This is a genomic window from [Mycobacterium] manitobense (assembly GCF_025821665.1).
Lineage (GTDB): Bacteria > Actinomycetota > Actinomycetes > Mycobacteriales > Mycobacteriaceae > Mycobacterium > Mycobacterium arseniciresistens.
Genome location: NZ_JACKSJ010000047.1, coordinates 16,669 through 41,696, shown reverse-complemented (window position 1 = coordinate 41,696; position 25,028 = coordinate 16,669). Strand labels below are relative to the sequence as shown.

The 25,028-nt window shown below is 69.2% G+C and carries 17 protein-coding genes; 13 read left to right on the top strand and 4 right to left on the bottom strand.

Annotated features, from left to right (window positions below):
- Positions 1-62: 62 nt before the first annotated feature.
- The gene (locus tag H7I41_RS06110; protein ID WP_264011678.1) at positions 63-662 is read left to right on the top strand and encodes a TetR/AcrR family transcriptional regulator; all 600 of its coding nucleotides are present in this window, start codon (positions 63-65) and stop codon (positions 660-662) included.
- Positions 663-665: 3 nt separating this feature from the next.
- On the opposite strand, the gene H7I41_RS06105 is transcribed toward H7I41_RS06110, so the two are convergent.
- Positions 666-1,268, bottom strand: a complete 603-nt coding sequence (locus H7I41_RS06105) for a DinB family protein (RefSeq protein ID WP_264011677.1) — start codon at positions 1,266-1,268, stop codon at positions 666-668.
- A 4-nt stretch (positions 1,269-1,272) separates the two neighbouring features.
- Positions 1,273-1,812, bottom strand: a complete 540-nt coding sequence (locus H7I41_RS06100) for a DinB family protein (RefSeq protein ID WP_264011676.1) — start codon at positions 1,810-1,812, stop codon at positions 1,273-1,275.
- Between the two features lie 62 nt (positions 1,813-1,874).
- Between H7I41_RS06100 and H7I41_RS06095 the strand changes: the two genes are divergently transcribed.
- Positions 1,875-2,837: a helix-turn-helix transcriptional regulator gene (locus tag H7I41_RS06095; RefSeq protein WP_264011675.1), complete on the top strand. Its 963-nt coding sequence runs from the start codon at positions 1,875-1,877 to the stop codon at positions 2,835-2,837.
- Here H7I41_RS06095 and H7I41_RS06090 read toward each other — a convergent pair.
- Complete coding sequence (locus H7I41_RS06090) at positions 2,830-3,378, bottom strand: nucleotidyltransferase (RefSeq protein WP_264011674.1); 549 nt, start codon at positions 3,376-3,378, stop codon at positions 2,830-2,832. The two genes, H7I41_RS06095 and H7I41_RS06090, sit on opposite strands and share 8 nt — an antisense overlap.
- A 50-nt stretch (positions 3,379-3,428) precedes the next feature.
- Here H7I41_RS06090 and H7I41_RS06085 point away from each other — a divergent pair, with 50 nt between their 5' ends.
- The 5 genes from H7I41_RS06085 to H7I41_RS06065 all read left to right on the top strand — a co-directional run bounded on the left by H7I41_RS06085 (position 3,429) and on the right by H7I41_RS06065 (position 10,852).
- The gene (locus H7I41_RS06085) at positions 3,429-4,193 is read left to right on the top strand and encodes an endonuclease/exonuclease/phosphatase family protein (RefSeq protein ID WP_264011673.1); all 765 of its coding nucleotides are present in this window, start codon (positions 3,429-3,431) and stop codon (positions 4,191-4,193) included.
- Between the two features lie 20 nt (positions 4,194-4,213).
- Positions 4,214-8,398 carry a glycoside hydrolase family 38 N-terminal domain-containing protein gene (locus tag H7I41_RS06080; RefSeq protein WP_264011672.1) on the top strand — a complete coding sequence of 1,395 codons (4,185 nt, stop codon included), beginning with the start codon at positions 4,214-4,216 and terminating at the stop codon, positions 8,396-8,398.
- On the top strand, positions 8,395-9,000 hold the full coding sequence (locus tag H7I41_RS06075; protein WP_264011671.1) for a DUF7158 domain-containing protein: 606 nt from the start codon (positions 8,395-8,397) through the stop codon (positions 8,998-9,000). Before H7I41_RS06080 ends, H7I41_RS06075 begins: the two co-directional genes overlap by 4 nt.
- Complete coding sequence (locus tag H7I41_RS06070) at positions 9,000-9,908, top strand: ROK family protein (RefSeq protein WP_264011670.1); 909 nt, start codon at positions 9,000-9,002, stop codon at positions 9,906-9,908. The genes H7I41_RS06075 and H7I41_RS06070 overlap by 1 nt, the downstream gene beginning before the upstream one ends.
- Before the next feature lie 77 nt (positions 9,909-9,985).
- Positions 9,986-10,852 carry an LLM class F420-dependent oxidoreductase gene (locus H7I41_RS06065; protein ID WP_264011669.1) on the top strand — a complete coding sequence of 289 codons (867 nt, stop codon included), beginning with the start codon at positions 9,986-9,988 and terminating at the stop codon, positions 10,850-10,852.
- Between the two features lie 6 nt (positions 10,853-10,858).
- Here the strand turns inward: H7I41_RS06065 and H7I41_RS06060 are convergent, their stop codons facing one another.
- A complete protein-coding gene (locus tag H7I41_RS06060; RefSeq protein WP_264011668.1) occupies positions 10,859-12,589 on the bottom strand; it encodes an L-aspartate oxidase in 1,731 nt (576 codons plus the stop codon).
- A 328-nt stretch (positions 12,590-12,917) separates the two neighbouring features.
- Here H7I41_RS06060 and rplJ point away from each other — a divergent pair, with 328 nt between their 5' ends.
- The 6 genes from rplJ (at position 12,918) to H7I41_RS06030 (ending at position 24,953) form a co-directional block, all read left to right on the top strand.
- Entirely contained in the window at positions 12,918-13,448 is a 531-nt protein-coding gene (rplJ, locus tag H7I41_RS06055) for a 50S ribosomal protein L10 (RefSeq protein WP_264011667.1), read from the top strand.
- Between the two features lie 44 nt (positions 13,449-13,492).
- Positions 13,493-13,879 (top strand): 50S ribosomal protein L7/L12, encoded by a 387-nt coding sequence (gene rplL, locus H7I41_RS06050; RefSeq protein WP_264011666.1) that lies wholly within the window; start codon positions 13,493-13,495, stop codon positions 13,877-13,879.
- Positions 13,880-14,107: 228 nt separating this feature from the next.
- Positions 14,108-15,190, top strand: coding sequence for an ABC transporter ATP-binding protein (locus H7I41_RS06045; protein WP_264011665.1), 1,083 nt, complete (start codon positions 14,108-14,110; stop codon positions 15,188-15,190).
- 344 nt (positions 15,191-15,534) lie between these two features.
- Positions 15,535-17,004 carry a hypothetical protein gene (locus H7I41_RS06040; protein ID WP_264011664.1) on the top strand — a complete coding sequence of 490 codons (1,470 nt, stop codon included), beginning with the start codon at positions 15,535-15,537 and terminating at the stop codon, positions 17,002-17,004.
- Between the two features lie 420 nt (positions 17,005-17,424).
- Positions 17,425-20,958: a DNA-directed RNA polymerase subunit beta gene (gene rpoB / locus H7I41_RS06035; protein WP_264011663.1), complete on the top strand. Its 3,534-nt coding sequence runs from the start codon at positions 17,425-17,427 to the stop codon at positions 20,956-20,958.
- A gap of 44 nt (positions 20,959-21,002) precedes the next feature.
- On the top strand, positions 21,003-24,953 hold the full coding sequence (locus H7I41_RS06030) for a DNA-directed RNA polymerase subunit beta' (protein ID WP_264011662.1): 3,951 nt from the start codon (positions 21,003-21,005) through the stop codon (positions 24,951-24,953).
- The last annotated feature ends 75 nt before the right edge of the window (positions 24,954-25,028 follow it).

The window sequence follows — 25,028 nt, the reverse complement described above, 5'->3', positions numbered from 1 at the left end:
ACCAGAATAGCCTCTGGCCACGGTTGTGACCAGATTCGCCCGATCGGTCGTACGCTGGTCCGATGTCGAGCCCCACCCGCTGGGCCGGTGTGCCGCTGACCGACCGGCGCGCCGAGCGTCGCGGCCTGCTGATCGACGCGGCGTTCCGGCTGTTCGGCGACGGCGGTGAGGCGGCCGTGTCGGTGCGCTCGGTGTGCCGCGAGTGCGGACTGAACACCCGCTACTTCTACGAGAGCTTCGGCGACGTCGACGACCTGCTCGGTGCCGTGTACGACAAGGTGAGCGAACAACTCACCGCCGACGTCGAGGTCGCGATGGCGCGCGCCGCTGACTCGCTGCGCGACCGCACCCGTGCAGGCATCGCCGCGGTGCTCGGATTCGGGTCGGCCGATCCGCGCCGCGGCCGGGTGCTGTTCACCGACGCGCGGGCCAACCCGGTACTGGCCGCCCGCCGGGAGGCGGCCGTCGACCTGCTCCTGGAACTGGTGCTCACCGAGGGCTGGCGGCTGCAACCCGGCACCGACCCGGTGGCCGCGCGGGTCGGCGCGGCGATGTACACCGGGGCGATGGCCGAACTCGCCCAGCAGTGGCTGACCGGCCGCCTCGGCGACGACCTCGACGCCGTGGTGGACCAGGCGCTGCGCCTGGTCCTCGACCGGTAGGGATCAGGCCACCGTCGGCGGGCGCCACCGCGGCGCCCAGTCGGTCTCCGGCCACTCCTCGCGAGCGGCCAACAATTCGTACATCGTTGCGCCGTCGATGGATTCGCGGATGATGTCGGCGTGACCCGCGTGCCGGGAGAGCTCCTCGATGAGGTGCATCGCCGCCCAGCGCACCGACCAGTGATCGATGTCCTGCGGGAACCACGGGATACCGCGCGGGACGGGCACGAGGGTGTCGAGATCCTTTTCCCCGAACACCCGCAGGGTCTCGGCGTTCTGCGCCTTCAACGCCTCGAGCAGATCCTTCAGCGTCTCGTCCTCGCGCATCACGTACTGATCCTGGTACTCGGCCATCTGATCCTCCATCGGCCGGGGGTCCGGCGGCGGGAAATCGGGTGCGTGGGCGGCCCGTTCGGCCCAGCCCTTCTGCACCCCGGCGGCGTGTTTGACCAGCCCGCCGATCGACAGCGAACTGACCGACGGCGTGGCACGGGCCTGCTCGTCGGTCAGGCCGTACGCCGAGGACAGGAAGGCGTTCTGCTGGAACGCGAGGAACTCGATCAGACCCTGACGTTCGTCGGCGACGGGCGGGGGCATTCCGGGCATCGGCTCAGGCCTCTTTCTTGTTGGTGGAGTGTGCGTAAAGATCTCGGATGCAGGCGATCTCGGCCCCGTGGTGGATGACCTCCCGGTTGATGTGCAGCACCAGTTCCGACATCGAGCGTTCAGCGTAGGGCCCTTCGGCGGGGCCGCACGGCCGGTCGAGACCATCGTCGCCGAGTGTGCGCACCCCGTCGATCCAATTCCGGTAGGCCTCGTCGAGTTGACGCAGCGCCGTGGCGGCATCGGTGGCGTAGGCCCAGGACTCGTAGTCGGCGGGTGGACCGCCGAAGTGACTGTGGTTGCGCACGGCGAGCACACCGACGATGACATGGGCCAGCCGCCAGGCGATCGTGGTGAACGGCTCCGGCTGCGGGGGCGGATAGCTGAAGTCGATGCCGCCGTCGCGGTGCACCGTCCAGCATCCGGGCACCGGCTCCCAGAAGTACTCGTCGTCGGTGAGTCCGTCCAGGCGCGGGCGCAGTGCGTTGGTCCAGTGGTATTCGAGCTGATCGGTCAGGACCGAGTTCAGGCCGGTTCGCGTGTCCATGGCACCACCCTCGCAGGGTTATAGGACTGTTTCGGTCCTAAGAGTGCGGCACGATGGTGAACATGGCGGAAACGACGAGCCGGGTGCTGCAGCTGCTCGGCCTGTTGCAGGGCCGGCGGGTGTGGACCGGCGACGAACTGGCCGACCGGCTGGGAGTGACCGCCCGGTGCGTGCGACGCGACATCGACCGCCTGCGGGAGCTGGGCTACCCGGTGCACGCCAGCAAGGGCCACGGTGGCGGCTACCAACTCGGCGCGGGGGCGGCGTTGCCGCCGCTGCTGCTCGATCCCGACGAGGCGGTCGCCATGGCGGTCTGCCTGCGGCTGGCCGCCGGTGGCAGCGTCGCCGGTGTCGGCGAGTCGGCGCTGCGCGCGCTGAGCAAGCTGGACCAGGTGATGCCGGCGCGGCTGCGTTCGCAGGTGTCAGCGGTGCACGAGGCGACGGTGACGCTCACGGCGGGAACCACGGACACCCCGGTGGAGCCCGACGTGCTGATGACGCTCGCCCGGGCGTGCCGGGACCGCGAGCACGTCGCCGCCGGTTACGTCGACCGGGCGGGAACCGCCACCTCGCGCAGGCTCGAGCCGTACCAACTGGTCACCACCGGGCGGCGCTGGTATCTACTCGCCTTCGACCGCGACCGGCAGGACTGGCGCAGCCTGCGGCTGGACCGGATGGCTGACGTCCGCGCGCTCGGCAGCACGTTCACCGCGCGTGAGGCGCCCGACGCCGCCGACTACGTGCGCCGGGCGATCACCGCATCGCCCTACCGCTACGTAGCCCGCATCCGCTTCGCGGCATCGGAAGAGACTCTGCGGCAACATTTCTCGGACGCCTCAGCGGTCATCGAGGCCGACGGCCCGAACGCCTGCATCGTCACCGCCGGCGCCGACGATCCCGAGCGCATGGCGGTGTACTTCGCGATGGTGGGCGTCGACTTCGAGGTGCTGGATCCGCCGGAGGTGGTCGAGGCGGCGGTGGTGGTCGCCGACCGGCTGCGTCGCGCGGCCGGAGGAGTCAGATGATGCCCAGCCGCTCGATCAGGAACAGGAAGGAGGCAGCGAACGGGCTGTCGGCGGTGGCGGCCCGCAGCCGGTCCCAGTCGACCTGCTCACGCACCGCACGCACCGAGGGAAGCAGCGACCCGAAGTCGCAGTGGTGTTCGGTGAGCGAGTTGAGCTTCTCGATCAGCACTTCGGTCGGCGGCATGACGCGCATCCTGATCGCGAGCACGTCGAACTCCTCGCCCGCCTCGACCGTCGCCTTCGTCACCGCGACCCCGTTGAGCGCGTGCAGCACGTCGATGACGAAGTCGCTGCCTACGCAGGCCTTGAACAACCAGTCCTCGGGCGTCCGTTCGATCCGGAAGCCGGCCTTCTCCAGCGTCAGCGCCGCGGCCTCGGTGTCCGGTTCGGCGACCACGAAGTCCACGTCATGGACGGGTTCTGGCCCGCCGTACACCCACAGCGCATAGCTGCCTGCCAGCGCGAAGTCCGGTCCGTCCGCACGCAGTGCGGACGCCGCGCGCCGTAGCGCGTCGCGCAGTTCGTCGTTTCGTGCAGCCAAGGATCTACCTCTGAGTGTCTGCGGTCGGCAAGTGCGGGTACCAAGTACCCATGCGGATGGCCACCTTCAACATTCTGCACGGACGCAGTTTGCGTCACGGCGACGTCGACCTCGGCCGGCTGGCCGATGCCGTGCGGGAACTCGACCCCGACATCCTCGCGCTCCAGGAGGTGGATTTCGACCAGCCGCGATCGGGCAAGGCCGACCTGACCGCCGTCGCGGCCGAGGCCATGCGTGCGGTCAGTCACCGGTTCGTCGCAGCGATCGCCGGAACCCCGGGAGCGACCTGGATGGCCGCCACCGGCCGCGAACAGCCCGGCACGGCGGCCTACGGCATCGCGCTGCTGTCCCGATTCCCCGCCGAGACGTGGCAGGTGGTCCGTCTGCCGCGCATCCCGGCGCGGTTCCCGATGTACCTGCCGGGCCCGAATCGCGTGCAGATCGTCAACGAGGAGCCGCGCGCGGCGATGATCGGCCGACTCGACACGCCACTCGGACCGCTCACCGTCGCCAACACCCACCTGTCGTTCGTGCCGGGCTGGAACCGGGCGCAGATGCGGCGGCTGGTGCGCGACCTTCGCGGGTTCGACGGGCCGCGGGTGCTGATGGGCGACCTCAACATGACCCCGCCGACGCCGAGCCGCTGGTCGGGATTCCGGCCGCTGGGAGCGGCGCTGACCTTCCCGGTGGAACAGCCCGACCGCCAGCTCGACCACATCCTCACCGACGACCCGACGCTGCGCGTCGACCGCGTCTTCGACGTCGCACTGCCGATCTCGGACCACCGTGCGCTCGTCGTCGACATTTCGCGCTGACGACACCGTAGGGTGCGGTGGTGCACGTCACCTCCGCGGAGTCGACGGAGCTGTTCGTCGGGCCGCCCGGCGCGCCGCTGCAGATCGTCCGTGTGAGCTACACCGGTGGTGACGCCGGACTGATCGCTGTCCAGGGCGACCGGCTGGCCGGCGAGGCAAATACCGCCACCACCGACGGCACCGCCGAAGTACCGGTCGCGGTCGCGGATCCGGTGCCCGGCGAGCAGCGAGCCGCCAGGGCGGGCGACACCGAATTCGTCTTCACCGTCGCCGAACCCGGCTGGACCATGCACATGATCAGCCACTTCCATTACGACCCGGTGTGGTGGAACACCCAGGCCGCCTACACCAGTCAGTGGACCGAGGACCCGCCCGGGCGATACAGGCAGACACACAGTTTCGACCTCGTGGCCGCTCACCTCGAGATGGCGCGCCGTGAACCGGATTACAAGTTCGTCCTCGCCGAGGTCGACTACCTCAAGCCGTACTGGGACACCCATCCCGAGGACCGCGCCGACCTGCGCGCCATGATCGCCGACGGCCGCGTCGAGGTGATGGGTGGCACGTACAACGAGCCGAACACCAATCTCACCAGTGCCGAGACGACCATCCGGAACTTCGTGTGCGGGATGGGGTTTCAGCGTGACATGCTCGGGGCGAGCCCCGCCACCGCATGGCAGCTCGACGCGTTCGGCCACGATCCGCAGTTCCCCGGGATGGCCGCCGACGCCGGCCTGACGTCGAGTTCCTGGGCCCGTGGCCCGCACCACCAGTGGGGTCCGATGGCCGACGACGGCGACCCCGAACGCATGCAGTTCAGCAGTGAGTTCGAGTGGATCGCACCGTCCGGGCGGGGATTGCTCACCCACTACATGCCCGCGCACTACGCGGCGGGCTGGTGGATGGATTCCGCACCGTCGCTGGCGGAGGCGGAGGCCGCCACCCTCGACCTGTTCCAGAAGCTCAAGCGGGTCGCGCTGACCCGCAACGTGTTGCTGCCCGTCGGCACCGACTACACCCCGCCCAACAAGTGGGTCACGCAGATCCACCGCGACTGGGCGGCCCGCTACACCTGGCCGCGGTTCGTCTGCGCCCTGCCCGCTGAGTTCTTCGCCGCGGTGCGCGCCGAACTCGTCGACCGCGGGGTGGAACCGTCACCGCAGACCCGCGACATGAACCCGATCTACACCGGCAAGGACGTGTCGTACATCGACACCAAGCAGGCCAACCGCGCCGCCGAGGACGCCGTGCTCGACGCCGAACGCTTCGCGGTGTTCGCCGGGCTGGTGGGCGGCGCCACCTACCCGCAGGCCGCGCTGGCCAAGGCCTGGGTGCAGCTGGCCTACGGCGCTCACCATGACGCCATCACCGGCTCGGAATCCGATCAGGTCTACCTCGACCTGCTGACGGGCTGGCGCGATGCGTGGCAGCTCGGCACCACCACGCGTGACAATGCGCTGACACTGCTGTCGCGAGCAGTCAGCGACCACACCGGACCGGACGGTCAGTCGGTCGTGGTGTGGAACACGTTGACACACAACCGGGATGACATCGTCACAGTGCGACTCGACGAGTCCGTCGGCGCCGGTGTCTGCGTGCGTGACACCGACGGCGCCGAGGTGCCCGCACTCGTCGAAGACGACGGCCACACGGTCAGTTGGCTCGCCCGCGACATGCCGTCGCTGGGGTGGCGGTCCTACCTGCTGGCGGGTGCCGCGCCCACGTCGGGGTGGGATCTATTGCCGGACAATACGATAAGTAACGAGTACTACCGGCTGCAGGCCGATCCGGCACGCGGTGGCGGGGTGGTCTCACTCGTCGAGGCCGGGGCGGGGCGCGACCTCATCGCGCCGGGTGCGGTCGGCAATGAACTCGCCGTCTACGACGAGTATCCCGCGCATCCGAAATCCGGTGAGGGACCGTGGCATCTGCTGCCCAGCGGCCCGGTGACCGGGTCGTCGGCGGTCGCCGCCGAGGTGACCGCGCTGCGAAGCGCACTGGGGGAGCGGCTGGTGGTGCGCGGCGCCATCCCCGGCGTTCTGCGCTACACCCAGACGCTGACCCTGTGGCGCGGAGTCGCCCGGGTGGACTGCCGCACCACGATCGACGAGTTCACCGGGGCCGACAAGCTGCTGCGGCTGCGCTGGCCGTGCCCGGTGCCGGGCGGACTGCCGGTCAGCGAGGTGGCCGACGCGGTGATCGGCCGCGGCTTCGGACTGCTGCACGACCGTGGTGCCGAGACGGCCGTCGACTCCGCTGCGCACCCGTGGACGCTGGACAACCCGGCATACGGCTGGTTCGGCCTGTCGTCGGCGGTGCGGATGCGGATCGGTGCGCAGGTGTGCCCGGTCGGCGTCGCCGAGGTGGTCACACCCGCCGAGTCGCTGTCCGCCCCGACCGCCCGCGACCTGGTCGTCGCGCTGGCCCGCGCCGGCGTGACCACCACCTGCAGCAGCGCCGAAAAGTCCCGCTACGGGGACCTCGCTGTCGACTCGAACCTGCCCGACACCAGGATCGCACTCGGTGGCCCGGACGAGAACGCCTTCACCGCAGCGGTTCTGGACGCCGCCGACCCCTCGTACGGCCAGGAGTTTCAGCGACAGCTGCGGGAAACGGGATCGGCGCGCGTATGGGTGTCCGCCGCGGCATCGCCGGCGACGGTCTGGGTGCCCGGCGCCGACCTTCGCGCCGTGCAGGCGCTGGCGGTGCTGATCGTCGCCGGCCCGGGCGCCGTCGCCGCACTGGTCGACGACCTCGACGACGCCGAGATCACCGTCGACCAACAGGCCGCCGTCACCGCGGCGCCGTTCGAGGCGCACACCGTGGCGGTGCTCAACCGCGGTGTTCCCGGTTTCGCCGTCGAGCCCGACGGCACCCTGCACACCTCACTGATGCGGTCGTGCACCGGCTGGCCGTCGGGCACCTGGATCGACCCGCCGCGGCGTACCGCGCCCGACGGCTCCAATTTCCAGCTGCAGCACTGGACGCACACGTTCGACTACGCGCTCGTCTCCGGTGCCGGCGACTGGCGCGACGCCGACGTGCCGGTCCGCAGCGCCGCGTTCTCCCACCCGCTGCTCGCGGTCGCCGGCCACGGTGAACCGGAGGGCGGTCTGCCGCCGTGGGGGTCGCTGCTGACGGTCGAGCCCGCCGCCTCGGTAACAGTCGGTGCGATCAAGGCGGCGGGCAACCCGCTGGCCGGCGGCAGTGTGCGACGAGCCGACCCCTCCGCCGGTGTGGTGCTCCGGCTCGTCGAGACACGCGGCGGCACAGCCGATGTGGTGTTGCACTCGGGTCTGCGTACGGTGTCGGACGCCACTCGCGTCGACCTGCTCGAACAGCCCCTTCGCTCCTCGTCCGGCCATGACCAGCTGCGGCTGCACGGGTTCGAGATCGCCACGGTGTCGACGCGGCTCAATCTGCCGCGGGTGCTGGACGGGGAGCCCACCATGCTGGCGCCGGAATCCGAAGCCGCCCAGCCGCTGTTCGCCAGGTACTGGCTGCACAACCGTGGGCCCGCGCCGCTGGGCGGCCTGCCCGCCGTCGCGCATCTGCATCCCGACCGCACCAGCGCCGAACCGGGCTCCGCCGTGCGGCTACGGCTCACCGCCGCCAGCGACTGCACCGACGCAGCGCTGCGCGGCCATGTCCGGCTCGTCATGCCCACCGGCTGGACGGCCGACCCCGCCGAGTTGCCGTTCGTGCTGCCGCCCGGCGAGCACCTGACCGCCGACCTCGCCGTGCAGGTGCCCGCCCAGGCCGGGCCCGGGCTGTACCCCGTGCGCGCCGAACTGGCGGTCACCGGGGCCGACGCACACATCCCCGAATCCTGGCGTCAGACAGTCGAAGACATCTGCATCGTCGAGGTCGGCCCGGTCGCGGACACCGCTCTGCTGAAACTGGTCGCCGAACCGTCGCCGGTCGACATCGTCGCGGGGGAGTCGGCCACGTTGTCGGCGACGGTGGGTTCGGATGCGCTCGCAGACCTGTCCGTCGAGGCGCACCTGATCAGCCCGTGGGGCACGTGGGAGTGGATGGGGCCCGCCGCGGTGGGCGCCGACATACCGGCGTCGGGTTCGGTGGAGCTGTCGTTCGACGTGCGGCCGCCGGTCTGGCTCGACCCGGGCGAGTGGTGGGCGCTGATCCGCGTCGCGGGCGCCGGCCGGCTGCTGTACACATCCGCGGTGAAGGTGGTGGTCCGATGAGCGTCGCCGCGACAGTCGGGGGCAGCCCTGTGCGGGCAGAGGAGATCGACGAGCGCGAAGCCGCGCTGCGCGCCCGCACACCCGCGTCGGCATTGCCGCGGCCCGGCACGAGTGAAGGCCGCCAGTTGCGCCGCTGGCTCACCCAGCTGCTGGTGACCGAGCGGGTGGTGGCCGCCGAGGCCCAGACACGCGGACTGACCGCAGGCGGCGCGCCCGGTGAGCCGGAAGTGCTGCCGGACAACGCAGCCCGCCTCGACATCGGCAGCGTGGCCGCAGCCGTGCTGGCCGACGCGCTGGCGCGGGCGGTGTTCGCCGACGTCACCGCCGACGTCGTCGTCCCGCCCGAGGCGGTGGCGGAATACCACGCGCGCAACCCGATGCGCTTCGCGGACAGCGCAGGTGGACACGGGTGGCATTCGCCGCCAAGGCCGCCGGCGCTGCCTGCGGTCAGGCCGGCGATCGAGGCCCATCTGCTGTCCGCCGCGCGACGCAGGGCGTTCCGGTGGTGGCTTGATGCGCGGCGCGCCGAACTCGTCTCACTCGCACCGGGATACGAGCACCCCGGCGATCCCCGCCAGCCCGACAACACCCACCGCCACTGATGGGGCCTCTCACGCTGGCGCTCGACATCGGCGGCACCAAGATCGCCGCGGGCCTGGTCGACGACGAGGGGACGCTGGTGCACCAGGCGAAACTCCCGACGCCGCGCACCGACGCCGAGGCGATCTGGCACGTGGTGGACGAACTGATCGTCGGCGCACTCGCGGCGGCGGGCGGCGGTGTCCGCGGCGTCGGCATCGCGTCGGCTGGTCCGATCGACCTGCCGGCCGGCACCGTCAGCCCCATCAACATCACCCTTTGGCAACGCTTTCCGATCGTCGAGCGCGTCGCCGCGGTCACCGGTGTCCCGGTGCGTCTCGGCGGGGACGGGTTGTGCATGGCGATGGGGGAGCGCTGGCGCGGCGCGGCGCGGGGCGCAGAGTTCCTGCTCGGGATGGTGGTGTCGACCGGGGTGGGCGGCGGCCTCGTGCTCGACGGGGCGCCCTACGACGGGCGCAGCGGCAACGCCGGCCACGTCGGCCACGTGGTGGTCGACCCGGAGGGCGCGCTGTGCTCGTGCGGCGGGCACGGCTGCGTGGAGACCGTCGCCGCCGGACCGCGGATGGCCCGGTGGGCCCGCGAGCACGGCTGGGACGCGCCGCCGGGCGCCGACGCCAAGGAACTCGCCGACGCCGTGGTCGCAGGCGATCCCGTGGCGCAAAGAGCCTTCCGCCGCGGCGCGACCGCCGTCGCGGCGATGATCGCGTCGGTGGCAGCGGTGTGCGATCTGGACCTCGTCGTCATCGGCGGCGGCGTCGCGAAGTCCGGTCCAGTGCTCTTCGACCCGGTGCGCGAGGCGCTCACGCACTACGCCGGCCTGGACTTCCTGCGCGCGGTCCGCGTGCTGCCCGCCGAGCTCGGCGGCGACGCGGGGCTGGTCGGCGCGGCCGCCCTGCTTCGGGACGCCTGAGGTGCCTACCGCGGTGACCTCGCATGGAATAGTGCCCGCACCGCGGGTGTCATAGAGGCGGCGGCGAAAGGGCTCACATGCGTGTCGGAGTGGTGTTCCCCCAGACGGAACTGGGCGGTGACGTCGGCGCGGTGCGCGCCTACGGTCAAGCGGTCGAGGAACTCGGCTACGCGCATCTACTGGTGTACGACCACGTCGTCGGGGCCGATCCGGTGGTGCACACCGGCTGGAACGGCCCGTACGACATCGACACCACGTTCCACGAGCCGTTCGTGATGTTCGGATTCCTGGCTGGCGTCGCGCCCCGCCTGGAACTCGTCACCGGCGTCATCATCGTCCCGCAGCGGCAGACCGTGCTCGTCGCCAAGCAGGCCGCCGAGGTCGACCTGCTCACGCAGGGAAAGTTCCGGCTCGGCGTCGGGATCGGCTGGAACGCCGTTGAATACGAAGCCCTCGGTGAGAACTTCGGCGACCGCGGCAGGCGTTCCGAGGAACAGATCGAGCTGATGCGGCGGCTGTGGACCGAGCGCAGCGTCACCTTCGACGGCCGCCACCACCGGGTGACCGGCGCCGGGCTTGCGCCGCTGCCGGTGCAGCAGCCGATCCCGGTGTGGATCGGGACGGCGTCCGAACGCGGCTACGAACGGGCCGGCCGGATCGCCGACGGGTGGTTCCCGATGAAGCGGCCGGGACCCGAACTCGACGAGGCGCGCGGCATCGTCGCCGACGCCGCCACCGCGGCAGGCCGCGACCCGTCGACGATCGGGATGGAGGGGCGGGTCAACTGGACCGGCGACGCCGACCGGGCCGGCGCGCAGCTGGCGGCCTGGGCCGATGCGGGGGCCAGCCACCTGTCGGTCAACACCATGGGCGCCGGCCTGCGCACCGTCGACGACCACCTGGCGGTGCTGACCGAGGTCGCGAAAATGCACTCCTCGGCCTGAGGCGCGCTACTCGACGAGCTTCCCGTCGGCGGACACCCGCTGCATGCGCTCGGCGATCTCCGGCGGGATCTCGCCGACGGGTTCGCGTTCGATGCGGCCGGGTGCCGACCACACCAGGTTGACGCGCAGGTTCTCGTCGAGCCGCGGGTGGTCCGAGCGGTTGTGGCAGCCGCGGGTCTCGCGCCGCTCCAGGGCCGCCTCGAGCGTCGCCTGCGCGGCGAGGATGCCCGCCTTGAGGTCGAAGGCGTGGGCGAGGTCGGCGAATCCGGCGATGTCGGGGTGTACCGCGATGTCGGCGGTGCGGTTCTCGATCTCGCCGATCGCGGCGAGCCCCGCCCGCAGGCCCTGTTCGTCGCGCACCACGCCTGCGTGCTCGGTCATCGTGTTGCGCACGGCGCGCTGGAGGAACCGGACGTTCTCCGGACCGTTGGCCGACAGCAGTGAGTCGATCTCGTCGCGGGCATTGGATATTGCTGTGCGGCAACGGGTCTGGGCGGTGAGACGGGTGGAGTGGGCCGCCGCGGCCGCGGCCGCGATCTTGCCGTACACCAGCAGCTCGATCAGCGAGTTCCCGCCGAGCCGGTTGGCGCCGTGCAGGCCGCTCGACGCCTCGCCGATCGCCCAGAGGCCCTCGACGTCGGTGCTGTGGTCGCCGGGGCGCACCCACACGCCGCCCATCGAGTAGTGCGCGGTCGGGGCGACCTCGATCGGATCGGTGGTGATGTCGAGCAACTGGAGCTCCATCAGCGTCCGGTAGACCCGCGGCAGGCGGGTCATGATCTGCGTGCGGGGCAGGTGCGACACGTCGAGCCATACCCCGCCGCGCGGGGTGCCCCGGCCCTCCTTGATCTCGGTGTAGGCGCCCAGTGCCACCCGGTCGCGGGTCGACAGCTCCATCCGGTCGGGGTCGTAGCGCTTCATGAATCGTTCGCCCACGCCGTTGCGCAGGACGCCGCCCTCGCCGCGGGCGGCCTCCGACACCAGCGTGCCCGCGGTGTTCTCGGGTTCGAGCAGGCCCGAGGGATGGAACTGGACCAGCTCGGGGTCGCGGATCCGGCCGCCCGCCTCGACCGCGAGGCGGAAGGAGTCGCCGAAGTTCTCGTCGCGGCGCGACGACGTCCGCCGCCAGATCCTGGTGTGCCCGCCGGAGGCCAGGATCACCGCGTCGGCCAGGATGGTGTAGTGCGTGCCGTCGGTCACGTCGAAGCCGTACGCGCCGAACACCACGTTGTCGCGCACCAGGATCCGGGTGATGTAGACCGAGTCCATGATCGGGACGGCCATCGCCTCGGCCTGCTTCACCAGCGTGCGTTGCAGTTCCAGGCCGGTGTAGTCGCCCGAGAACGCGGTGCGGCGGAAGGTGTGGGCGCCGAAGAACCGTTGCGAGATCCGGCCGTCGTGCTCGCGCGCGAACGCCATGCCGTACCGCTCGAGGTCACCGATCGCGTCCGCCGCGCCCTCGGTCACCACCTGCACGGTGGCGGGGTCGGCCAACAGGTAGCTCTCGGTCAGGGTGTCCGCGGCGTGCTGCTGCCAGCTGTCCTCGGGGTCCATGGTGGCCAGCGCCGCGTTGATACCGCCGGCGGCGAGCGAGGTGTGCGCATCCAGCCTCGGGCGCTTGCCGACCAGGATCGCGTCGACCCCGCGCTCGGCGAGCTCGATCCCGGCCCGCAGGCCCGCGCCGCCGGTCCCGATGACCAGCACCGAGGTGGCCACCTGTTGTTCTGGACTCTTCATCTCCCGCTTCCGGTAGTCCCGAGCGCGTGCGATCGGGTGTCGTGCTCCGGTAACGGATGCTGTGGAGTGGATTCATCCCGCGCGCCGACCGGCGCGACGGCGTTTTGGCTGATCGACGGGCGGCACGCTATTCTTGGCGGCGTTCCACCGAAGACCGTCGGTCACCGAGCAATCGGTTGAAGGTCCGGGCATGTCCCGGCGGCCCACGCAGGAGGACGAGGCATCAGTATTTTCTGCGCCCCGACCTGTCTGCGTCGGGGCGTTCGTCGTTTCCGGACCTCCGACGGTATGCGGGTGAACACCCGACACCCACCACAAGGAGGCATGCATGGCCAAGGCTGAGAAGGCCACGGCGGTTGCCGACATCGCCGAGCAGTTCAAGGAGGCGACGGCCACCGTCGTCACCGAGTACCGCGGCCTCACGGTGGCCCACCTCGCCGAGCTGCGTCGCTCGCTCGGGGAGTCCGCCACCTACACCGTCGCGAAGAACACCCTGGTCAAGCGCGCCGCGAGCGAAGCCGGTGTCGCCGGCCTCGACGAGCTGTTCGCCGGCCCGACGGCGATCGCGTTCGTCAAGGGTGAACCGGTCGATGCCGCCAAGGCGATCAAGAACTTCGCCAAGGATCACAAGGCGTTGGTCATCAAGGGCGGCTACATGGAAGGCCGCGCGCTTTCCGTCGACGAGGTCAACCGCATCGCGGACCTCGAGTCGCGCGAGGTGCTGCTGGCCAAGCTGGCCGGCGCGATGAAGGGCAACCTCGCCAAGGCCGCCGGTCTGTTCAATGCGCCCGCATCGCAGGTCGCCCGGCTCGCCGCAGCACTGCAAGAGAAGAAGGCGGCCGAAGAGTCCGCCGCCTGACCACCAACCCCAACAGCCAGTAAAGAAATCAGGAAGGAACCACCATGGCCAAGCTCTCCACCGACGAGTTGCTCGACGCGTTCAAGGAAATGACGCTGCTGGAGCTCTCGGAGTTCGTCAAGCAGTTCGAGGAGACCTTCGAGGTCACCGCGGCCGCCCCGGTCGCCGTCGCCGCCGCCGGTGGCGCTGCCGCCCCGGCCGAGGCCGCCGAGGAGCAGTCGGAGTTCGACGTCATCCTCGAGGGTGCCGGCGAGAAGAAGATCGGCGTCATCAAGGTCGTCCGCGAGATCGTCTCCGGCCTGGGCCTCAAGGAGGCCAAGGATCTGGTCGACAGCGCTCCCAAGCCGCTGCTCGAGAAGGTCACCAAGGAGGCCGCCGAGGAAGCCAAGGGCAAGCTCGAGGCTGCCGGCGCTTCGGTCACCGTCAAGTAAGACCGTTTTCGTCTGTGGGGCCGGCCCGATTCTCGGGCCGGCCCCACAGTCGTTTCCGCGGCCGGGCACCCGCCTGTGGCGAACTGGCGAATAGCGCCGATGGGGCGTTGTCGGCGCCGGTAACTGTGCGGATACAAACGCGGTAGGCTGCTCCGGCGTGCGCTACAGTGACTCAAGCCACAGGCGGGGAGCGCGTGGCGATGACTAGTTCTGGCGGAAGGATCGCAGGTGGGCATTGGCATTCAGGTTGAGGGACTGACGAAGTCCTTCGGGCCCCAGCGAATCTGGGAGGACGTCACGTTCGACCTCCCGCCCGGTGAGGTGAGCGTGCTGCTCGGCCCGTCGGGTACCGGCAAGTCGGTGTTCCTGAAGTCGCTGATCGGGCTGCTGCGCCCGGAGCGCGGCAAGATCATCGTCGACGGCACGAACATCATCGAGTGCACCTCCAAGGAGCTCTACGAGATCCGCACGCTGTTCGGCGTGATGTTCCAGGACGGCGCACTCTTCGGCTCGATGAGCCTCTACGACAACACCGCTTTCCCGCTTCGTGAGCACACGAAGAAGAAGGAGAGCGAGATCCGCAACATCGTCATGGAGAAGCTGGAGCTGGTCGGTCTGGCCGGCGACGAGACCAAGTTCCCCGGCGAGATCTCCGGTGGTATGCGCAAGCGCGCCGGGCTGGCCCGCTCGCTGGTGCTCGACCCGCAGATCATCCTGTGTGACGAGCCGGACTCCGGTCTGGACCCGGTGCGTACGGCCTACCTGAGCCAGTTGCTGATCGACATCAACGCCCAGATCGACTGCACGATCCTGATCGTGACGCACAACATCAACATCGCCCGCACGGTGCCCGACAACATCGGCATGCTGTTCCGCCGCAAGCTGGTCATGTTCGGCCCGCGTGAGGTGCTGCTGACCAGCGACGAGCCGGTGGTGCGTCAGTTCCTCAACGGTCGCCGCCTCGGCCCGATCGGCATGTCCGAGGAGAAGGACGAGTCGACGATGGCCGAGGAGCAGGCCATGGTCGACGCCGGTCACCACGACGGTGGCGTCGAGGAGATCGTCGGTGTGCCCCCGCAGGTGTCGGCCACCCCGGGTATGCCCGAGCGCAAGGCCGTCGGCCGGCGCCAGGCACGGGTGCGCGAGATCATGGGGTCGCTGCCCGAGGCCGCCCAGGAGGCCATCCGCGAGGACCTCGAGGGCACGAACCAGGGCCGGAGCGAGTTCGGCGACGAACCGACGTCGCGTCACCACCGGAGCCACGAGGACGACGCCCCGACCGCCTCCATCCCGGTCGCCCGGGAGCGCTAGAACCTGTTTCACGCCAATCGCCGCGCGGTCCGTCGGACCGCGCGGCGATTGCATTGTGCGAACCCCGTCGCGGGACCCCCGCGCTCGGATACCGTTGCCGCGTTCGCCCGGGAGAGGGGGAGCCGTTGAGGCTCGATCGCTGCGCGGCCTGGCTGGGCGCCGGAGCGCTGACAGCGGGACTCCTGCTGGGCACCGCCAGTGTGGCCACTGCGGACCCGGGATCCGGCTCGACGACGTCCTCCGAGTCGTCGAAGTCGTCTGCGGCGAAAGCTGATTCGACACCTAGCGCAGAGAAGAGACCGGCCGGCGCACCGGACCGGCGACGTGGCGCCTCCAGAGCGAAGGTGTCGCAGTCCGACCGCGACAAGGACGAGGCCGGCCGCAAGGAGCGCGACGAGGACCAGACCGACCGCAAGGAGCGCGACGAAGACGAGGCGGGTGCCGACGGCGCGGCTGCGCCGGACCCGGCATCCGAAGCGACACAGCCGTCCGAAGCGACACCGCCGCCCGACGAGCCCCTCGTCCAGCAGCCGGACGAGCAGCCGGTCGTGGAGCAGCCGGTCGAGCAGACACCCGCGGGCCTGACCGGAGACACCGGACGCGACTCGGCACGTGACTCGGAGCCCGGCGAATCCTGGGCCCCGCCCGTCCGGTTCAGGGCGGTCCGCGGCGTCGCTCCGCCCGCCGAGACGGGACCGGCGGTCGACGCCGCTCCGGCCCTCGTGACGGCCCACGTCGCGCCCTCGACAGCCGACGCCGCGGCATCGGCTGTCGTCGACGAGGTACCTGTCGTCGAGGACGCGCCGGTTGTCGAGACCGCCGAGCTGACGGCCGCCGCCACCACCGCGGCGTCACCGCCCAGGATGGTCTCGCCGATCGAGGCGATCGGCACCTTCATCTTCAACCTGGTCGCCTTCGTCGGACAGGCCCTGATCCCGGCGCCGGTCATTCCGGCAGGCAGCAGCGTCACCATGGGTCGCTCGACACTGGAGATGCCCTGCGGCTGCGGTCAGACCGTCGACGCGACGTGGTACTTCCCCCACGACCCCGACAACCCCGAACCGGGCGTCGAGCCACCCCGAGGCGTCATCTACCTGCAGCACGGCTTCTTCCGCAACGACCGCGCGGTGTCCGCGCTGGCCATCGCGCTCGCCGAGCAGACCAACAGCGTCGTGGTGACGCCCACGGTCACGTCCAACTTCTTCGCCGGCGACGGCTGCTGGATCAACGGCGAACCGATCCAGCACGCTGTCGCCGACCTGTTCGCCGACCGCACCGCGCTGACCGCCAGTGCCCAGGCGGCGGGCTGGACCGGCGCGCTGCCTGAGCAGTACATCCTCGCCGGGCATTCGGCGGGGGGCGGCCTCGCCGTCGCAGCGGCCGGCTACGCCACGCACGACGAGAACCTCGCCGGTGTGATCCTGTTCGACGGCGTCTCGGCGGGCGACGACATGACCCGCGCGCTGGCCGCGCTGGCGGACACCGACGTCCAAGTGCTCCAGATCGCCTCTCCCGAGGGTGTGTGGAACAACTTCGGCGCCAGCACCGCCGACCTGATAGCCGCCCGGCCCGGTGAATTCGTCGGGGTCCGCATCGTCGGCGGCTCGCACATCGACGCCGAGGGTCGCAGTTCCGACCTGCTCGCCCGGCTGCTGATCGGCGTCCCGCGCGCCGAGAACGTGCGTGCGGTGCAGGTCATCGCTGCCGAATGGGTGAACACGCTGTACGGGCCCGCTCCGGTCGTCGGGGTGTCCGGCCCCGTCGGCGGCGCCACCGTCGTCGTGCTCGGGTCAGGGGCGGCTGTCGCGGCCTGACTCCGGACGGGTCGGTCGCAGGGTCGCCGCCCGCCGGGCGGCTGCTCACCACCGGATTCGACGCAGGAAACGGTGTGTGAACCCTTGACGGAACGGCCCCGACGGGCCAATGTGTTGGGCAGCATGTTGTACGGGTCGAGGACGCCAGCCAGCGCCCAGCCAGCCCCAGCATGCGACGGATATGGGCTTGTTGAGGAATGCGCCGTCCTGCGCTATTGTTGGACGTTGCGCTGGCTGCATCCTGCCCACCTCACCTGCACCTGACACCCGCCTGGCCTGAGCCCCGTTTCGCTCAGTGATCTAGTCGCGTGCCGTGCGTCGGAGAGTCCCCGTTCAGGGGCACGGACAGGCTGAAGTCAGCCGAACCGACGCAGATATCGCGGCCAAACGGAACCGGCACACCGGCTCTCGGGCAGTCGCATGAGGTGCTGGAAGGAATGCATCTTGGCAGTCTCTAGCCAGAGCAAGTCAGCAGAAGCTATCACCAATAACTCCGTTCCCGGAGCCCCAAACCGCATTTCCTTCGCCAAGCTCCGCGAGCCTCTCGAGGTTCCGGGGCTGCTCGACGTGCAGACGGACTCCTTCGAATGGCTCATCGGGTCCGACCGGTGGCGCGAGACCGCAAAAGCACGCGGCGACGTCAACCCCAGCGGCGGCCTCGAAGAGGTGCTGACCGAACTCTCACCGATCGAGGACTTCTCCGGCTCCATGTCGCTGTCGTTCTCCGACCCGCGTTTCGACGAGGTCAAGGCGCCGGTCGACGAGTGCAAAGACAAGGACATGACGTACGCGGCCCCGCTGTTCGTCACGGCCGAGTTCATCAACAACAACACCGGCGAGATCAAGAGCCAGACGGTGTTCATGGGTGACTTCCCGATGATGACGGAGAAGGGCACCTTCATCATCAACGGCACCGAGCGTGTCGTGGTCAGCCAGCTGGTCCGCTCGCCGGGCGTGTACTTCGACTCGACGATCGACAAGTCCACCGAGAAGACGCTGCACAGCGTCAAGGTGATCCCCGGCCGCGGCGCGTGGCTGGAGTTCGACGTCGACAAGCGCGACACCGTCGGCGTCCGCATCGACCGCAAGCGCCGTCAGCCCGTCACCGTGCTGCTCAAGGCGCTGGGCTGGACCAACGAGCAGATCACCGAGCGGTTCGGCTTCAGCGAGATCATGATGAGCACGCTGGAGAAGGACAACACCGCAGGCACCGACGAGGCGCTGCTCGACATCTACCGGAAGCTGCGCCCGGGCGAGCCGCCCACCAAGGAGTCCGCGCAGACCCTGCTGGAGAACCTGTTCTTCAAGGAGAAGCGCTACGACCTGGCCCGCGTCGGCCGCTACAAGGTCAACAAGAAGCTCGGCATCACGGCCAATCCGAGTGCGCCGTCCTCGACGACGCTGACCGAGGAAGACGTCGTCGCCACCATCGAGTACCTGGTCCGGCTGCACGAGGGCCAGACCACGATGACGGTGCCCGGTGGCGTCGAGGTGCCCGTCGAGGTCGACGACATCGACCACTTCGGTAACCGCCGGCTGCGCACCGTGGGTGAGCTGATCCAGAACCAGATCCGGGTCGGCCTGTCCCGCATGGAGCGTGTCGTCCGCGAGCGGATGACCACGCAGGACGTCGAGGCGATCACGCCGCAGACCCTGATCAACATCCGCCCGGTCGTGGCGGCGATCAAGGAGTTCTTCGGCACGTCGCAGCTGTCGCAGTTCATGGACCAGAACAACCCGCTGTCGGGTCTGACCCACAAGCGTCGCCTGTCGGCGCTGGGCCCGGGTGGTCTGTCCCGTGAGCGCGCCGGCCTCGAGGTCCGCGACGTGCACTCCAGCCACTACGGCCGGATGTGCCCGATCGAGACGCCTGAGGGTCCGAACATCGGCCTGATCGGTTCGCTGTCGGTGTACGCGCGGGTCAACCCGTTCGGCTTCATCGAGACGCCGTACCGCAAGGTCTCCGACGGTGTGGTCACCGACCAGATCGACTACCTCACCGCCGACGAGGAGGACCGCCACGTCGTGGCGCAGGCCAACTCGCCGACCGATGACAACGGCCGCTTCTCCGAGGAGCGCGTCCTGGTCCGCCGGAAGGGCGGCGAGGTCGAGTTCGTCTCGGCGACCGAGGTCGACTACATGGACGTCTCGCCGCGCCAGATGGTGTCGGTGGCCACGGCCATGATCCCGTTCCTCGAGCACGACGACGCCAACCGTGCCTTGATGGGTGCCAACATGCAGCGCCAGGCGGTTCCGCTGGTGCGCAGCGAGGCACCGCTGGTGGGTACCGGTATGGAGTTGCGTGCCGCCATCGATGCCGGCGACGTCGTCGTCAGCGAGAAGGCGGGCGTGGTCGAGGAGGTGTCGGCCGACTACATCACCGTGATGGCCGACGACGGCAGCCGCAAGACCTACCGGATGCGCAAGTTCGCGCGGTCCAACCACGGCACGTGCGCCAACCAGCGCCCCATCGTGGACGCCGGGCAGCGGGTCGAGTCCGGCCAGGTGGTCGCCGACGGTCCGTGCACCCAGAACGGTGAGATGGCGCTGGGCAAGAACCTGCTCGTCGCGATCATGCCGTGGGAGGGCCACAACTACGAGGACGCGATCATCCTCAGCAACCGTCTGGTCGAAGAGGACGTGCTCACCTCGATCCACATCGAAGAGCACGAGATCGATGCCCGCGACACCAAGCTGGGCGCCGAGGAGATCACCCGGGACATCCCGAACGTCTCCGACGAGGTGCTGGCCGATCTCGACGAGCGCGGCATCGTCCGCATCGGCGCCGAGGTCCGCGACGGCGACATCCTGGTCGGCAAGGTCACGCCCAAGGGTGAGACCGAGCTGACCCCGGAGGAGCGGCTGCTCCGCGCGATCTTCGGTGAGAAGGCGCGCGAGGTCCGCGACACGTCGCTCAAGGTGCCGCACGGTGAGTCCGGCAAGGTCATCGGTATCCGCGTGTTCTCGCGCGAGGATGACGACGAGCTGCCCGCCGGCGTCAACGAGCTGGTCCGCGTCTACGTGGCCCAGAAGCGCAAGATCTCCGACGGTGACAAGCTCGCCGGACGCCACGGCAACAAGGGCGTCATCGGCAAGATCCTGCCGATCGAGGACATGCCGTTCCTTCCGGACGGCACGCCGGTCGACATCATCCTGAACACGCACGGTGTGCCGCGACGGATGAACATCGGCCAGATCCTCGAGACGCACCTGGGCTGGGTCGCCAAGGCGGGCTGGAACATCCAGGTCGCCGACGGCTCCGGCGCCGCCGTGCCGGACTGGGCGGACAAGCTGCCCGAGGAGCTGCACTCGGCTCCCGCGGACAGCATCGTCGCCACTCCGGTGTTCGACGGTGCCCGCGAGAACGAGCTCGAGGGTCTGCTGGCCTCGACGCTGCCCAACCGGGACGGCGACGTGATGGTCGACGGACAGGGCAAGGCCGTGCTGTACGACGGCCGCAGCGGCGAGCCGTTCCCGTATCCGGTCACGGTCGGCTACATGTACATCCTGAAGCTGCACCACCTCGTGGACGACAAGATCCACGCCCGTTCCACCGGTCCGTACTCGATGATCACCCAGCAGCCGCTGGGCGGTAAGGCGCAGTTCGGTGGGCAGCGGTTCGGCGAGATGGAGTGCTGGGCCATGCAGGCCTACGGCGCGGCGTACACGCTGCAGGAGCTCTTGACCATCAAGTCCGACGACACCGTCGGCCGGGTCAAGGTCTACGAGGCGATCGTCAAGGGCGAGAACATCCCCGAGCCGGGCATTCCGGAGTCGTTCAAGGTGCTTCTCAAGGAACTGCAGTCGCTGTGCCTCAACGTCGAGGTGCTCTCCAGTGAGGGCACTGCGATCGAGATGCGCGACAGCGACGACGAGGATCTGGAACGCGCTGCGGCGAATCTGGGAATCAACCTGTCGCGCAACGAATCCGCATCCGTCGAGGATCTCGCTTAACAGCTGGTCATTTTTTCTAGTCCCGAAAGGGGAAAGGGAGTTACGTGCTAGACGTCAACTTCTTCGATGAGCTCCGCATCGGCCTTGCCACCGCCGACGACATCCGTCAGTGGTCCTACGGCGAGGTCAAGAAGCCGGAGACCATCAACTACCGCACGCTGAAGCCTGAGAAGGACGGCCTGTTCTGCGAGAAGATCTTCGGACCTACTCGCGACTGGGAGTGCTACTGCGGTAAGTACAAGCGCGTCCGCTTCAAGGGCATCATCTGTGAGCGGTGCGGTGTCGAGGTGACCCGTGCCAAGGTGCGCCGCGAGCGGATGGGTCACATCGAGCTGGCCGCACCGGTCACGCACATCTGGTACTTCAAGGGCGTTCCGTCGCGCTTGGGTTACCTGCTGGACCTGGCGCCGAAGGATCTCGAGAAGATCATCTACTTCGCCGCCTACGTCATCACCGCGGTGGACACCGAGATGCGCCACAACGAGCTCTCGACGCTCGAGGCCGAGATGGTCGTCGAGAAGAAGTCCGTCGAGGATCAGCGTGACGCCGACCTGGAGGCCCGGGCGCAAAAGCTCGAGGCCGACCTGGCCGAGTTGGAGAAGGAAGGTGCCAAGTCCGACGTGCGCCGCAAGGTGCGCGACGGCGGCGAGCGCGAGATGCGTCAGCTGCGTGACCGGGCCCAGCGTGAGCTGGACCGGCTCGACGAGATCTGGACCACCTTCACCAAGCTGGCGCCCAAGCAGCTGATCGTCGACGAGAACCTCTACCGCGAGATCGTCGACCGCTACGGCGAGTACTTCCAGGGCGCCATGGGTGCGGAGTCGATCAAGAAGCTCATCGAGAACTTCGACATCGACGCCGAGGCCGACTCGCTGCGGGACACCATCAAGAACGGCAAGGGGCAGAAGAAGCTTCGCGCCCTGAAGCGGCTCAAGGTGGTCGCGGCGTTCCAGTCCAACCGGAACTCGCCGCTGGGCATGGTGCTCGACGCCGTCCCGGTGATCCCGCCGGAGCTGCGCCCGATGGTGCAGCTCGACGGTGGCCGCTTCGCCACCTCGGACCTCAACGACCTGTACCGCCGCGTGATCAACCGCAACAACCGGTTGAAGCGACTGATCGATCTGGGCGCGCCCGAGATCATCGTCAACAACGAGAAGCGGATGCTCCAGGAGTCGGTGGACGCGCTGTTCGACAACGGCCGCCGCGGCCGTCCGGTCACCGGACCGGGCAACCGTCCGCTCAAGTCGCTGTCCGATCTGCTCAAGGGCAAGCAGGGCCGGTTCCGCCAGAACCTGCTCGGCAAGCGCGTCGACTACTCGGGCCGTTCGGTCATCGTGGTCGGTCCGCAGCTCAAGCTGCACCAGTGCGGTCTGCCGAAGCTGATGGCGCTCGAGCTGTTCAAGCCGTTCGTGATGAAGCGTCTGGTCGACCTGAACCACGCGCAGAACATCAAGAGCGCCAAGCGCATGGTCGAGCGTCAGCGTCCCCAGGTGTGGGATGTCCTCGAAGAGGTCATCGGCGAGCACCCGGTGCTGCTGAACCGCGCACCGACGCTGCACCGCCTCGGTATCCAGGCCTTCGAGCCGCAGCTGGTGGAGGGCAAGGCCATCCAGCTGCACCCGCTGGTCTGTGAGGCGTTCAACGCCGACTTCGACGGTGACCAGATGGCCGTGCACCTTCCGCTGTCGGCGGAGGCGCAGGCCGAGGCCCGCATCCTGATGCTGTCCTCGAACAACATCCTGTCGCCCGCGTCGGGACGGCCGCTGGCCATGCCGCGTCTCGACATGGTGACCGGTCTGTACTTCCTGACCACGGAGATCCCCGGCGACACCGGCGAATACGTCGCGGCCGCCAAGGATCGGCCGGAGTTCGGTGTGTACAGCTCGCCGGCCGAGGCCATCATGGCCCTCGACCGTGGTGCGCTGAGCGTGCGGGCCAAGATCCGCGTCCGGCTGACGCAGCAGCGTCCGTCGGCCGAGGCCGAGGCCGAGCTGTTCGGCGACGCCGGGTGGAAGCCCGGTGACGCCTGGACGGCCGAGACCACGCTGGGCCGGGTGCTGTTCAACGAGCTGCTGCCGCTGGGCTATCCGTTCGTCAACGAGCAGATGCACAAGAAGGTCCAGGCCCGCATCGTCAACGATCTGGCCGAGCGCTACCCGATGATCGTGGTCGCGCAGACCGTCGACAAGCTCAAGGACGCCGGCTTCTACTGGGCCACCCGTTCGGGTGTCACCGTGTCGATGGCCGACGTGCTGGTTCCGCCGCAGAAGGCCGAGATCCTCGACCGGTATGAGCGGGAAGCCGACGGCATCGAGAAGAAGTACCAGCGTGGCGCGCTGAACCCCGAGGAACGCCGCGAGTCGCTGGTGCGCATCTGGCAGGAGGCCACCGACGAGGTGGGTAAGGCGCTGGAGGAGCACTATCCAGACGACAACCCCATCACGCTGCTGCCCAAGTCGGGTGCGACCGGCAACATGACGCAGGTGCGCAACCTGGCCGGCATGAAGGGTCTGGTGACCAACCCGAAGGGTGAGTTCATCCCGCGGCCGATCAAGTCCTCGTTCCGCGAGGGCCTGACGGTGCTGGAGTACTTCATCAACACCCACGGCGCCCGTAAGGGTCTGGCGGACACCGCTCTTCGTACCGCCGACTCGGGTTACCTGACCCGTCGTCTGGTGGACGTCAGCCAGGACGTCATCGTGCGTGAGGAGGACTGCGGCACGGAGCGTGGCATCAACGTCACGATCGCCGAGCGGCTGGCCGACGGATCGCTGGTGCGTGACGCGCACGTCGAGACCAGTGCGTTCGCACGGACCCTGGCCACCGACGCGGTCGACGAGAACGGCAACGTGGTCGTCGAGCGTGGGCATGATCTGGGCGATCCGGCGATCGACGCGCTGCTCGCGGCGGGTATCACCGACGTCAAGGTCCGCTCCGTGCTGACCTGTGGCACCGGCACCGGCGTGTGTGCGACCTGCTACGGCCGCTCCATGGCCACCGGCAAGCTGGTGGACATCGGCGAGGCCGTCGGCATCGTGGCCGCGCAGTCCATCGGTGAGCCCGGCACGCAGCTGACGATGCGCACGTTCCACCAGGGTGGTGTCGGTGGCGACATCACCGGTGGTCTGCCGCGTGTCCAGGAGCTGTTCGAGGCCCGCGTGCCGCGCAACAAGGCGCCGATCGCGGACGTCACCGGCCGGGTGCAGCTCGAGGAGACCGACAAGTTCTACAAGATCACGGTCGTGCCGGATGACGGCAGCGAGGAAGTGGTCTACGAGAAGTTGCCGCGTCGCCAGCGCCTGCGGGTGTTCAAGCACGAGGACGGCTCCGAGCGTCCGCTGTCCGACGGCGACCACGTCGAGGTCGGCCAGCAGCTGATGGAGGGTTCGGCCGATCCGCACGAGGTGCTTCGTGTCGAAGGCCCGCGTGCGGTGCAGGTCCACCTCGTCAACGAGGTGCAGGAGGTGTACCGCGCACAGGGTGTGTCGATCCACGACAAGCACATCGAGGTGATCGTTCGCCAGATGCTGCGTCGCGTGACCATCATCGACTCGGGAGCCACGGAGTTCCTGCCCGGTTCGCTCACCGAGCGTGCCGAGTTCGAGTCGGCGAACCGTCGCGTGGTGGCCGAGGGTGCTGAGCCCGCGGCCGGCCGTCCGGTGCTGATGGGTATCACGAAGGCATCGCTGGCCACGGATTCGTGGCTGTCGGCGGCGTCGTTCCAGGAGACCACCCGCGTGCTGACCGATGCGGCGATCAACTGCCGCAGCGACAAGCTGCAGGGTCTGAAGGAGAACGTGATCATCGGCAAGCTGATCCCGGCGGGTACCGGCATCAACCGGTACCGCAACATCCAGGTTCAGCCGACCGAGGAGGCGCGGGCTGCCGCGTACACGATCCCGTCCTACGAGGATCAGTACTACAGCCCGGACTTCGGCCAGGCGACCGGTGCCGCGGTGCCGCTGGACGATTACGGATACAGCGACTACCGGTAGTAGTTCCACAACGGAGAAGCCCCCGCTCATCAGCGGGGGCTTTTTCGTGTGCGTGTCCGGCCCCGGATCGGGTGC